Origin of the sequence: Streptosporangium sp. NPDC002544, from assembly GCF_040295965.1 — a bacterium.
GTDB lineage: Bacteria > Actinomycetota > Actinomycetes > Streptosporangiales > Streptosporangiaceae > Streptosporangium.
On the sequence record NZ_JBEOWJ010000040.1, the window covers coordinates 83,767 to 96,310 of the forward strand.

The following is a 12,544-nucleotide window of genomic DNA, read 5'->3' on the forward strand; positions in this document are numbered from 1 at the left end:
TGCTGACACCGATCGCGGTCAGGAGATGACCGCGAATACCAACGCCCTTACGTGAGGTTCCCGAAGAACCGCCGCACGTCCTCGGCGAACACCTCCGGCTCCTCCATGGCGAAGAAGTGCCCGCCGTTGTTCTTCTGCGACCAGTGCACGATGTTGTGGTCGCGTTCCGCGTAGGGCCGGATGCCGTACTCGTGTGACCCGGCGAGCAGCACGCCCGTGGGCACGGTGCCGCTCGGCTTCGGCACCCACGCCATCGGGTCGTTCACCTGCTCGTAGTAGATCTGGGCCGAGGAGCCCGCGGTGCCCGTCAACCAGTAGACGCTGACATTGGTCAGGAACCGGTCGCGGTCGATGGGCGTCCCGGCCCACCGGTGGAAGATCTCGGCGATCCATGCCAGCTGCCCGGCAGGCGAGTCGGTCAGGCCGAACGCGAGCGTCTGCGGCGATCGCGACTGGATGGGGACGTAGCCGGCGGTGGCCTCCTCCAGCTCCGCCGAGCGCTGCCGCTCCGCCTCGGACAGTCGCGCGTCCTCTCCCTCGACCCCCGCCGGGAATGACAGGACGCCGTTGAGGTGGATGCCGACGACGCGCTCGGGGGCGAGGTGACCCATCTCCGGGGCGACGAACGCGCCGGTGTCGCCGCCCTGAACGCCATACCGCTCATAGCCGAGCACGGCCATGAGCTCGACGAACGCCCCGGCCATGCGGGCGGCCGTCCAGCCGGGCTCGGCCAGCGGCGTTGAGAACGCGAACCCGGGAAGCGAGGGAATCACCAGATGGAACTCCTTGGTCAGCGGTTCGATCACATCGAGGAACTCGACGAACGAGCCGGGCCAGCCGTGCAGGAGCAGCAACGGCAGCGCGTCGGGATTATCCGAACGGACGTGTGCGAAGTGGATGGTCTGTCCGTCGATGACGGTCGTGAACTGCGGCAGCTCGTTCAGCCTGCGCTCCTGTGCCCGCCAGTCGAAGCCCGTGAGCCAGTGCTCGACCAGTTCCCTGGCGTAAGCCACCGGCGTGCCCCGGCTCCAGCCGACACCGGGCAGTTCCCCGGGCCAGCGCGTCTGGGCCAGACGGTCCCGCAGGGCGTCGAGTTCGGCCTGCGGGACGTCGATACGGAAAGGGACAACGGATGTGTTCTCTGTCATGAGCGCGACCGTAGGATCAATCGCGGTCAGGTGGTGTCCGTCAGGAACCGGGGGGAGGACCCCGCTAGGGGGTGAGGACGATCTTGTTGCACTCGTCCTGCTTGTGCTTGAACATCTCGTAGGCGCGCGGGGCGTCCTGCAGCCGCATGCGGTGGCTGATGACGAAACTGGGATCGATGTCGCCGTTGCGGATCCTGCCCAGCAGGGGTTTCAGATAGCGCTGCACGTGGCACTGGCCGCTGCGCATCGTCAGCGACCGGTTCATCAGCGAGCCCATCGGGAACTTGTCGATCAGGCCACCGTAGACGCCGACCACGGAGACGACTCCACCGTTGCGACAGGACATGATCGCCTCGCGCAGGGCATACGGCCGGTCGGTCTCCATCCGGGTCGCCTGCCTGGCTCGGTCGTAGGCGTGCGCGACGCCGGCGGGGTGATGGGCCTCCATGCCCACCGCGTCGATGCAGGCGTCCGGACCCCGGCCGGCGGTCATGTCCCGCAGCGCGTCGAGGACGTCGACCTTCTCGTAGTCGAGCGTCTCGGCACCGGCGCGTTCGGCCTTCTGCAGCCGGTAGGGGAAGCGGTCGATGGAGATGACCCGCTCGGCGCCCATCAGGAACGCGCTGGCGATCGCGAACTGGCCGACCGGCCCGGCGCCCCAGACGGCGATGACGTCCCCGGGCTTGATGTCGCACATCTCCGCGCCCATCCAGCCGGTGGGCAGGATGTCGGACAGGAACAGCACCTGCTCGTCCGGTAGGTCGTCCTCGATCTTGATCGGCCCCACATCGGCGAACGGCACCCGCGCGTACTCCGCCTGACCTCCGGGGTAGCCGCCGAGCATGTGGGAGTAACCGAAGATCCCGGCCGGAGAGTGACCCATGAGCCTCTCCGCCATACCGGCGTTGGGATTGGAGTTCTCGCACACCGAGTACATGCCGTGCTCGCAGGCGCCGCAGGCGCCGCAGGCGATCGGGAAGGGCACCACCACGCGATCGCCGACCCGCAGTTTTCGCACCTCGGGCCCCACTTCCACCACCTCGCCCATGAACTCGTGGCCGAGGATGTCGCCCTTCTTCATGGTCGGGATGTAGCCGTCGTAGAGGTGCAGGTCGGAGCCGCAGATCGCGGTCGAGGTGATGCGGACGACAGCGTCATGAGCGTTCAGGATCGTGGGGTCGGGAACCTCCTGGACCTCGACGGTGTTGCGACCCATCCAGCAGTTGGCTTTCATGAGGCACTCCCTGACATCACGGGCTGGGCGGGGCGTTGTACGGCGTGCCGCAGGGCGTGGGGGCCCTCCAGGCTCCCTTCGGAGCGGACCACCTCTCCGGTCTCCATGACCTGCTTGAACCGGCGCAGGTCGTCTCGTACCTGCTGCTCGGGATGCTCGCCCAGCAGCCTGGCGAAGGCCGCGCCCACCTTGCCGCCCGGAGGGGCGTACCTGAGGTTCACCCGCACCTCCGTGCCGCGTCCGCCGGGCGCGTCGGTGAAACGCACGGAACCGCTGTTGTCGATGGTGGCCTTCCCGGTGGAGCGCCAGGTGATCACCTCGCCGGAGCGGTCCTCGACGATCACGGCCTCCCACTCGATGGCCTTCTTCGCGGGCCCCTTCACCTTCCAGTGCGATCGCCCATCACCGATGGTCCGCACCGACTCCAGGTGCGCCATGAAGCGGGGAAGGTTCTCGAAGTCGTGCCAGTACCGGTACACGTCCTCGCGGGGGCGATTGATCGTGACGGCCGCGTGCAGGCTCATCCAGCGCGCGGACCCCTCCTCCGGACGGTGCCGGCTCGCGCGTATCGCGGCGCACAGGTCGGCGGCCGTGACGACGGCGACCGTCGCCGCCACCGCTGTGACGCGGCCACGTCTCCGGCCGGTGCGGCCGGCGATCGCCCGGCCCAGCAGAGCCAGGTCCAGGGCATCACCCGCGACCCGGGCCCACACCCAGGGAGCGGGATCGCGGCTGTTCAGCAGGGTCGCCGCGTGAAACAACTCCCGTACGCCCACCAGCACCACCGCGCCGAACGCCTTGGGCGAGTCGTCGATCCCGGCCAGGCGGCTGACGGCACCCGGTGCGGCGAGTTGCGCCACGCCCAGTCCCAGGCTGGTCCAGCCCAGCGCGCGAACGAGAGGGGGAGTCGGGTATTCGTGTTCTTCAACCATGATCTTCCTCACCTGGGTGGTGGCTTCCCGCCGCTCCAGCGGTGGCCACGACCGCTCTCGCCGCCCCATCCGCGGTAGGGGCACCCCGCCCGGACGGTCGTCCCTCCGGTCTACGGCGCACCCGCGGTAGTTCTCGTCCCTACCCCTGCTGACCTGGGATGACACCGACCGTCCGAATCCTTCAAATAGTTCTGGACTTTCCGGAGACCTCCCCTGTGGCACGTCTTCGGGAGTCGATGGGATCCGAACGGCCTTGTCGTTCGTCTCGTTCCGCGGGGAAGAGGCCCGAGACCCCTGGCGCGAGGGGGGTACGGCCGTCACGGAGGGCGGTGTCGAGGGCCGCGAGCTGACTCCTGCCGGTGGTCAGTGCGGTCTTCAACCGTCAGTAGTGCCATACGTCAACTCGCTGAACAATCAGCGCCGCTAGGCTTGTTCGGGGAGGTGGTGGCCGTGTCCGATCAGCGGGGAGGGGCCGTCGGCGAGGAGTCCGGGCCGTTGCGCGTGACCATCGGCCATCTACTGCGGCGGGTCTTCACCGGCATCACCGGCGAGGCCGTACGGGGCGGGCCGCAGTCCCGTGACTTCGTGGTGCTCGACGTGCTGGCCGACGAGGACGCGCCCTCGCAGCAGGACCTCGCGCACCGCCTCGGTATCAATCGGACGATCATGGTCAAGCTGCTCGACCGGCTCCAGCAGGCCGGTTACGTCACCCGGACCCGCAACCCGGCCAACCGCCGTACCTATGTCCTGTCACTGACCGACGAGGGCCGTACCGCGCTGAAGGACATGCGCCAGGCCGTCGCCGACCGGGACGTCCGGCTCACCGCCCCGCTGACCCCGGCCGAACGGCGGCGCCTCACCGAGCTGCTGAGCAGGCTGGTCGCCCACGACGAGCGGTCCACCGTCGCGAGCACCGAACACCTCATCGCCCAGGCCCACTACCACCTGCGCCGGCTCGGCGACCACAGGTTGGCGGAGTACGGCCTGCGCACCCGTCACTTCGGCCTGCTGCCCGCCCTGGACCGGCTTGGGCCCTGCCCCCAGCAGCAACTCGCCCGGTATCTGGACCTCACCGAACCGGCCGCCGCGTCGCTGGTCGAGGAACTCGTCCAGGTCGGGATCGTGGTCCGCGGCCAGGACCCGCACGACCGCCGCCGCTACGCCCTGGAACTCACCGACCTCGGCCGTGTCCGCCTCCCCGCGGTCCGCGACGCGATGCTGGGCGTCGAGCACGACGTCGAGAAGACCCTCGGCCCCGAAGGTGCCCAGGACCTCCGCACCCTGCTCGTCAAGCTCCTGCGGTAGGCGAGTTCAGCGGGAGCGCTCCACTCGGCCCTCGTGCCAGACCGGTTCGGGGCTCTCGTAGACGGTTCCGTCGGCGCCGAAGATCAGGAAGCGGTCGAGGTCGGCGGCGAACCAGCGGTCGTGGGTGACGGCCAGGACGGTGCCGGAGAAGGCGGCCAGGCCCTGTTGCAGGGCCTCGGCGCTGGCCAGGTCCAGGTTGTCGGTCGGCTCGTCGAGCAGGAGCAGGGTCGCGCCTGACAGCTCCAGCAGCAGGATCTGCAGGCGGGCCTGCTGGCCGCCGGACAGGGTCTCGAAGCGCTGGGACGCGGCGGGGGCGAGTTCGTAGCGGGCGAGGGCGGCCATCGCGTCGTTCAGAGTGAGCGGGTGACCGGCCAGGACCAGTTCGACCGGGGTGTGGCCGTGCAGGTCGGGGCGGGCGTGGGTCTGTACGAAACGACCGGGCACCACCCGCGCTCCCAGCCGCACCGAGCCGGTGTGCCGCACCGTGGGCGCCGCGTCGCCCGCGGCCTCCTGGAGCAGGAGCAGGAAGTGGGACTTGCCCGAGCCGTTCGAACCGAGCACCCCGATGCGCTCGCCGTACCAGATCTCGGTGTCGAACGGCCGCATCAGGCCGGTGAGCTCCAGGTTCTCGCAGATGACGGCACGCTTGCCGGTGCGGCCGCCACGCAGTCGCATCCGCACGTTCTGCTTCCTGGGCGGGCGTTCCGGCGGGCCGGCCTCCTCGAACCTGCTCAGCCGGGTGCGCGCGGCGCGGTAGGCCGAGGAGACCGCGTCGTTGTTGGCGGCGGTCTGCCGCAGGGTGCGCACCAGGTGTTTGAGCTTGGCGTGTTCCTCGTCCCAGCGCCGGAGTCGCTCCTCCAGCCGGGCGATACGGGCCTCGCGGCCCTGGGCGTAGGTGGCGAAGCCCCCGCCGTGCACCCAGACGCCACGTGACTCCACGGTCACGATGCGGTCGGTGGCGCCGGCCAGCAGCTGCCGGTCGTGGGAGACCAGCAGCACGGTCTTGGTGCTGGCCCGGAGCTGGTCCTCCAGCCACTGCTTGCCCGGTACGTCCAGGTAGTTGTCCGGTTCGTCCAGCAGCAGGACCTGGTCCGGGCCGCGTAGCAGGGCCTCCAGGACCAGCCGTTTCTGCTCGCCTCCCGACAGGGTGTTCACCGGACGGTCCCGGACGGTGTCGTAGGGCAGGCCCAGGGCCGCGGTGGTGCAGGTGTCCCAGACGACCTCCATGTCGTAGCCGCCGGCGTCGGTGTAGTCGGTGATCGCCTGCGCGTAGGCCAGTTGGGTCTTCTCGTCGTCGTGAGCGGCCAGCGCCGACTCCGCCCGCTCCAGGCTCGCGGTGGCCGTGCGGACCCGGTCGGGTGCCACCGAGAGCAGCAGGTCGTGCAGGGTCCGGCCGTCGCGGACGCTGCCGATGAACTGCCGCATCACCCCCAGCCCGCCGGAGTGGACCACGCGGCCGTCGTCCGGCTGCACATCTTGGGCGATCAGCCGCAGCAGGGTGGTCTTGCCCGCGCCGTTCGGTCCCACCAGACCGGCCTTGACCCCGTCGCCGATCCGGAACGACACCTCATTCAGGAGCAGGCGTCCGTCCGGCAGCACGTAGGTCAGCCGGTCCACCTCGATATGTCCCGCCACTGCCGCCCCCTTTTGCTTGATACGGGTGCCGGATCGTTGTTCCAGTGGCCGGATCAATGATCCGGTGCTCGATCAATATACTAGACTCGCCCTCGTGGAGAAGAGCAAGGCGGGAAACGTGTGGCTGCGATCGTCCGGGGGCGCGGGGCGCGACGTTCCCCCGCTCAGCCGGGACCGGATCGTCGAGGAGGCCGTGGCCCTGCTGGACGAGGAGGGCGCCGGCCGCCTGACCATGCGACGGCTCGCCGAGCGGCTCGGTACCGGCTCCACCACGCTGTACTGGCACGTCAAGACCAAGGACGACGTCCTCGACCTCGCGCTCGACGCGATCTTCGCGGAGGTCGAGATCCCGAAGGAGGGGGAGCGCGACTGGCGTGCCGGCATCACCGCGCTGATCGGAGGTTGGCGCGCCACGCTCCTGGAGCACCCCTGGTCGGCGGCGCTGCTGGGCCGGCCGATGCTGGGCCCCAACGTGCTCGCCCGCAGCGAGTTCCTGTACGCCACCCTGCTGGGAGCCGGGGTCGTCGAGCCCCACCTCACCGCCGCGGCGTACGGGCTCTCCAACTACGTCATCGGCTCCGCCCTGATGCAGGCCACCTGGCTTACCAAGGAGGAGCCGGCGGTGCGGCAGGCGGCCGGAGAGCACCTGCGTGCCAACCGCGAGCGCTATCCCGCGCTCGCCGCCCATGGCCCCCTCGTCGTGGACGGCGACTGGGACAACGGCTTCGCCCTCGGCCTCACCTGGCTCCTCGACGGCATCCAGGCGAGCCGCGCTCCGTCGACGTGAGCGGTCGAGCGCCGGGAAGTCGCCGCGGCACACCCTTCGGGGGGTGCGGCGCCGCTTGATGTCCCGGAGCCGGGACGGCGTGCCGGGGGTGAAGGCGGCCGCGGCCCTCTCCGTTGCAGGGGGCCAGGGCCTGGGTGATCTCCTGTCGCCCGGTGCGGATGGCGGTCGCGGTGAACGGCAGCGGGCCCACCGGCCGGTGGGCCTGAGCCGGTGTCGGGGCGGTGGGTGCTCACCGCCCCGACGGGGTCATGTGAAGGTGCGGGTCAGCCGCGGCGCCACTTCTGGTTGGCGCCGCCGTTGCACTCCCAGAGCTGGAGCGGGGTGCCGCCACCGCCCCAGCCGGTGACGTCCACGCACTTGTTGGCCTGCGGGTTGACCAGGTCGCCCGCGCCGCTCAGGACGAACTGCTGTGCCGGGTTGCCGCTGCAGTTGGCGAGCTGGATGGCGGCGCCGTTGGCGGTGGAGCCCCAGGCCACGTCCATGCAGAGGCCGAAGGCGCGGACGGTGCCGTCGCCGGGGAAGGTCCAGTTCTGGGCGTTGGTGTTGTTGCAGTCCCACAGCTGCAGGCGCTGGCCGTCGGCGCCGTTGCTGTTGGGCACGTCGATGCACTTGTCCTGCCAGCCGATGAGCCGGCTGGTGTTCCCGCCGCCGGTGGTGGTCAGGGTCAGGCCGTACGCGCCGAGGACCTCGTTGACCGGCTGGTAGAAGGTGTTGCCGCCGGTCGAGCAGTTGCCGGAGCCGCCGGAGGTGATGCCCTGGGCCTGGTCACCGGTGATCCAGGCGCCGCCCGAGTCGCCGCCCTCGGCGCAGGCGGTGGTCTGGGTGAGCCCGTAGACCAGCGATCCCGAGTAGTTGACGGTCACGTTCTTGGCCTGGATGACGCCGCAGCGCCAGCCGGTGGTGCGCCCGGACCGGCAGATGGAGGCGCCGACCACGGCCTCCTGGGAGCCCGCCACCGAGACGTTGCCGCCGCCGTAGTTGTTGACCCACGGGCGGGGTGTCCAGTTTCCGTTGGTACGGACCCAGGCGTAGTCGTTGCCGGGGAACGACGAACCGGCGAAGGTGCCCTGGCTGACGTTGTTGTAGCCGAGGGTGGGGCTGCCGGTGCCGCCGCAGTGCCCGGCGGTGACGAAGCCGCCGTTGTTGACCGAGAAGCCGACCGAGCAGAGCGTGTTGCCGTTGATGACGTACTGGTCGCCGCCGCGGATGTCGTAGAGCGGCCTGGGGGCCTGGCCGACGGCGACCTTCACCGCGTCGGAGTCGACGGCGCTGCTTCTGACGAAGCTCTGGGCCGCGTCGCGGTCGGCGGCCGACACCACCACGGTGTTCGCGGCCAGGTCCACGTGCCAGCTGTAGATGTCCTTGCCGGCGGCCTCGGCGGCCTTGTCGAGGGTGGCCTTCGTGGCGTCCAGCTGCTTCTCGCTGCGTGGCACGATCACCGGCAGCGCACCCGCCCTGCGGACGAGCTCGGCGTCCTGGCCGTTCAGAACGCCGACGGAGAGCCGTCCCTCGGCGGGGGTGAACCAGGCGCCGGCGAACCGGTCGGCGAGGCGTTTGCGAAGGTTCCGCTCCACCACCGATGCCCCGGCCTCGTGGGCCTGCCGGATGCGGGCCTGGGTGGGGGTCAGGCCGAGATCTCGCTGTAGCGCCTGCTCGGGGGAGGCGGACGCGGACGGGTTCGGGCCGGGCGGGGCGGCCTGTGCGGGGGCTGCTGGGAAGACCAGCGCGGCGGCGACTACCGCCACGCCGGTCAGCACGGTGAATCTCACGGCAGGTCCTCTGAGGTTGGGGGGTGGACGAGGCGTGAGAGCGCTCTCTTGAGGGAGACTTTGACATTTGTAATTTTTTACGTCAAGAAGGTCATCCCTCGAATGTGATCGCCGGGTGGGGTCTCGCCGGCCCGCATCCCATTCGTGACCTGCGAGGTCTTGGAGCCGCCGGGGATGTGGAAACTTGTGTGCCAGTCCGAGGATGGGCGGAATGCCGGTGTTCTCCGGCACTGGTCAAGGGAGCGGAGACAGCCTGGGCGCGGCATGGGGAGATCGTCCTGCCTGAGGCGGAGATCGCGGCGAGCGTCGCCGCCTTCCGCGCGGCCGGGGTCATCGGCACCGGGAGGTGGACGAGCGGCCGTACGGTCGTGATCGACCTGACCGCCGGTGGGCTCGCCGACACCGGGCAGCCGGAGGACGGCGTCTTCGTGGGGTGGGTGAGGGACGGCGCGGGCCACACCCGCGAGCCGCCGGGGATCAACGCAGGTCGATCGGGGTCATGTGTGGAATACAGGGCCTGCGTGGCGAGCCGGCCGGGGCGCGCCGTGGAAGCGGGCCCCGGCCGGGGGGGATCAGATGGAGCCGCTCTCGATCGCCTGCTTCAGGCCCGCCTGGGTCACCTCATGGGAGGCGACGCCGTTCGCGACGACGAAGTCGATCAGTGAGGTGTCGGCGTCGAAGGTGAGGTACTCGGTGACCTTGGTCTTCCCACCGGTCAGCTTCGTGAAGACGATCTTCTGGTGCGTGACGACGCCGGGCAGCGACCAGGTGTCCGTCTCGTAGTAGAGGTCGTCGGCGTGGATGCGCTGCTGCGCGTGCGTGTTGCTGGTGACGATCGCGCCCTCGTAGGGGATCTCCTCGACGGCGGTGAAGTTGATGTGGCGCTTGCCGTACTTGGACCAGTCCTTGTGGGTGACGACCCGCTTCAGGAACGAGTGCATGCCGACGTGGTTGTTGATGTTGGAATATGCCGCGAACACCTTGGTGACGGGGGCGTTGATCGTGATCGAGATGCTGCTCTGGGCCCGGCTCCGGCCGGAGCCGGCGGCGGGAGGCGTGGTGTCGTAGAACTTCTGGGTGTCCCATGCGGTCTGCCACTCGGCGGCGAGCTGGGCGTCGCTCGCCGGAGTGTCGGCGCTGGCGGGGCTGGAGAAGGCGGTGATGACAAGGGCCGCGGCGAACAGTTGGGCCGCGAGGAGTCGAAGGTGCTTCTTCACGTGTACCCCAAGAGGAGACAATAGGTGCATGTGATCTTCTATCGCATGTTGTTGTGATCTATGAGATTTCGTGGCGAAGAAGTGATAAATTTTCGCGGCGCCGCACAGCCCGGCGCGATGTAGCGGGCGCCGGTGACAGCTGCTCTCGGGTGCCCTCGGGTGCGTTCCTGCCGGGGCAGGACCACCTCCCGCAGGATGAGCAGGACGGCCGCGGCGATCGGGATGCCCAGCAGCGCGCCACCGGGCAGGGCTCCGGCGCCACGCCCGCCCGTGTCCTCGTACGGCTCCGGTCGGCCGCGGCGCCGGAGCACGCGAGCCGGAGCACGCGAAGGGAGATCAGGTCAGGTTGACGTACTGGCGGGGCCGGAGGGCGTGACTGCGGAGGGCGGCCAGGGCGGCTGAGCGTCCGGCGGGGGTGAGGCTGCCGTCGACGCGCAGGCCGAAGGCGTCCAGGCGCCTGTTCAGCTCGGTGAGCGAGGCGTCGACCTCCACGGTCTGCCACTCCGAGCAGTCGATCACCGCCGTGACGTGGTCGCGGTCGGCGGGGGCGCCGTCGGCGAGCAGCATCAGCGCCACCTCCCTGGCCGAGGTACGGAAGCCGCTCTCCCCCGAGACGGGGGCCAGCAGCGCGGAGGCGGCGGTCTCCCAGAGCAGGTCGGCGTCGCCGAGCAGGCGTTCACCCGCCGGGGTGGTCACCAGGCGCCTGCCACTCTGGCGCAGCGCACCCATGTGGCCCTGGGCCACCTCGCGGACCGCGGCCAGCTCCGCGCCGCTCCAGGTGCTCTCCGCGAGCACGGAACGGGCGAGGTTGTCCCGCTGGGTCAGCGGGATGCCTCCCGGGCGGCGGCCCACGGTCAGCAGCCAGCGCAGCGCGCCCAGGTGAGCCTCGTCGGGTGCCGGGATGGGGGCGTGCAGGCGCACCTCGAAGGGCTGGGCGAGCTCGCGCCAGGCGGTGCCCCGGCCGAGGACCCAGCGGTTGAGCCGCTCACCCTGGACCCGGTGGAGCCAGTTGTCGCCGCCCAGCTCCGGACGGGGCGCGGTGAGCCAGTGGCTGGTGAGCGTCTGCCGTTCGGCGGAGTCGGGGGTGAGCCTTCCCGAGACGATGGCCAGCTCCAGCGCGGCCGAGCAGGCGCCGTGCGCGCCCAGCTCCTCGGGGCCCATGATCGAGCTCCAGTGCAGCTCGGGAACGTCGGGCGGGAGCACGCCCGTGGCGTCCAGGGCGCTCTGGTAGGCCGCCATGCCCGCGTCCTCGCCCAGGCGGGCGTAGGTGCGCAGGATGTGGGCGGTGGTGGGGGAGGAGCAGAGGGCGGCGTAGCGCTCCAGGCCGCCCAGCCGCAGCAGCCGGCCCAGCGCGTGGGCGATCACGGTGCGGTCTCCGGTGACCTTGGAGGGCAACGTGTACCAGAGGAACTCGCACACGTTGAGCTCGGTGATCGTCTCCAGTGGCTCGCCACCGGTCAGCCAGTCGATCGCGCTGCGTGCGTGCTCGGCGGAGGCGGGTTCGGAACGCTCCAGCTCCGACAGGAGTGCGGCCACGTCCGGTGCAGGCATGCCTCGAAGTCTGCCGTATGCGGGCCTGCTCTGACGATGAACGTGACGTAATGGATCCTGCACGGTGCCTACCCTAGGAAATGTCTTCTAAGTGGCTCATATGCGAGCTGTCAGATCCAGCCTTTCTTGAAAAGCATTCGTGAACTCCACTCGGCGTAGGGGATGATCTCGGCGGTGAGCACCGGGTAGAGCCACCAGAAGTTGACCAGCGCCAGCAGGGTGAAGGCCCCCACGATCGCGGCACCGGCCATCCGCCGTCCGGGCGGGGCGCCGGACGGGCCGATGATCATTCCGGCCACGAGCACGATCGCCAGGATCATGAACGGGACCATGGGGATCGCGTAGAACAGGAACATGGTCCGGTTGTCGGCGATCGCCCAGTAGAACCAGGGGAGCCAGCCCGCGACGTAGCCGAGGAGCACGGCCCCGGCGCGCCAGTCGCGGGTGGCGACGTACCAGGCGACCATGGCGATGAGGGCGGCCAGGCCGCCGTACCAGATGACCGGGGTGCCGACCCCCAGGACCGCCTGCGAGCAGTTGTCGGTGCCGCAGGCGCCCTTGGGGCTCTCGTAGAAGAACGCCACGGGGCGGAGCAGCAGCGGCCAGGACCAGGGGTCCGACTGGTAGTTGTGCGGGGTCGCCAGCCCGGTGTGGAAGCCCAGCACCTGGAAGTGGTAGCTCAGCCAGGAGCGGAAGGAGTCGAAGACGAAGAACACCGGGCCCTGCGAGGTCGCCTGCGCCCAGTTGCGGCCCCAGCCGCCGGGGGAGGCGAACCAGCCGGCCCAGGAGGCGATGTAGGTGACCGCCGGCAGCAGGGCCAGCGCGGGCAGGGCGCTCGGCAGGTCCTTGCCGAAGACCCCGCCGTACGGCTTGCGCAGGCCGATGGCCCGGCGGGCGCCGGCGTCCCAGACCAGGGACATGATCGCGAAGGCGACCAGGAAGAAGATCCCCGACCACTTGACCGCG

11 protein-coding genes are annotated in these 12,544 nt (G+C 70.1%); 2 read left to right on the forward strand and 9 right to left on the reverse strand.

What is annotated here, in order from left to right; genetic code table 11:
• Positions 1-47: 47 nt before the first annotated feature.
• From ABT061_RS41180 to ABT061_RS41190, 3 genes are all read right to left on the reverse strand, one after another.
• On the reverse strand, positions 48-1,148 hold the full coding sequence (locus tag ABT061_RS41180; protein ID WP_350928502.1) for an epoxide hydrolase family protein: 1,101 nt from the start codon (positions 1,146-1,148) through the stop codon (positions 48-50).
• Positions 1,149-1,212: 64 nt separating this feature from the next.
• Complete coding sequence (locus ABT061_RS41185) at positions 1,213-2,382, reverse strand: zinc-dependent alcohol dehydrogenase (protein ID WP_350928504.1); 1,170 nt, start codon at positions 2,380-2,382, stop codon at positions 1,213-1,215.
• Positions 2,379-3,314, reverse strand: a complete 936-nt coding sequence (locus ABT061_RS41190; protein ID WP_350928507.1) for an SRPBCC family protein — start codon at positions 3,312-3,314, stop codon at positions 2,379-2,381. Before ABT061_RS41190 ends, ABT061_RS41185 begins: the two co-directional genes overlap by 4 nt.
• A gap of 450 nt (positions 3,315-3,764) precedes the next feature.
• Here ABT061_RS41190 and ABT061_RS41195 point away from each other — a divergent pair, with 450 nt between their 5' ends.
• Positions 3,765-4,619 (forward strand): MarR family winged helix-turn-helix transcriptional regulator, encoded by an 855-nt coding sequence (locus ABT061_RS41195; RefSeq protein ID WP_350928509.1) that lies wholly within the window; start codon positions 3,765-3,767, stop codon positions 4,617-4,619.
• Positions 4,620-4,625: 6 nt separating this feature from the next.
• Here the strand turns inward: ABT061_RS41195 and ABT061_RS41200 are convergent, their stop codons facing one another.
• The gene (locus ABT061_RS41200; RefSeq protein WP_350928511.1) at positions 4,626-6,254 is read right to left on the reverse strand and encodes an ABC-F family ATP-binding cassette domain-containing protein; all 1,629 of its coding nucleotides are present in this window, start codon (positions 6,252-6,254) and stop codon (positions 4,626-4,628) included.
• Between the two features lie 94 nt (positions 6,255-6,348).
• Between ABT061_RS41200 and ABT061_RS41205 the strand changes: the two genes are divergently transcribed.
• Positions 6,349-7,041 carry a TetR/AcrR family transcriptional regulator gene (locus tag ABT061_RS41205; protein WP_350928513.1) on the forward strand — a complete coding sequence of 231 codons (693 nt, stop codon included), beginning with the start codon at positions 6,349-6,351 and terminating at the stop codon, positions 7,039-7,041.
• A 263-nt stretch (positions 7,042-7,304) separates the two neighbouring features.
• Here ABT061_RS41205 and ABT061_RS41210 read toward each other — a convergent pair whose 3' ends face one another.
• From ABT061_RS41210 to ABT061_RS41230, 5 genes are all read right to left on the reverse strand, one after another.
• A complete protein-coding gene (locus ABT061_RS41210) occupies positions 7,305-8,810 on the reverse strand; it encodes a ricin-type beta-trefoil lectin domain protein (RefSeq protein ID WP_350928515.1) in 1,506 nt (501 codons plus the stop codon).
• 572 nt (positions 8,811-9,382) lie between these two features.
• A complete protein-coding gene (locus ABT061_RS41215) occupies positions 9,383-10,027 on the reverse strand; it encodes an SRPBCC family protein (protein ID WP_350928517.1) in 645 nt (214 codons plus the stop codon).
• Positions 10,028-10,065: 38 nt separating this feature from the next.
• Positions 10,066-10,338, reverse strand: a complete 273-nt coding sequence (locus ABT061_RS41220; RefSeq protein WP_350928519.1) for a hypothetical protein — start codon at positions 10,336-10,338, stop codon at positions 10,066-10,068.
• 25 nt (positions 10,339-10,363) lie between these two features.
• A complete protein-coding gene (locus ABT061_RS41225) occupies positions 10,364-11,578 on the reverse strand; it encodes a hypothetical protein (RefSeq protein ID WP_350928521.1) in 1,215 nt (404 codons plus the stop codon).
• 110 nt (positions 11,579-11,688) lie between these two features.
• A partial coding sequence (locus tag ABT061_RS41230) for a dolichyl-phosphate-mannose--protein mannosyltransferase (RefSeq protein WP_502991586.1) occupies positions 11,689-12,544 on the reverse strand: 856 nt, incomplete at its 5' end.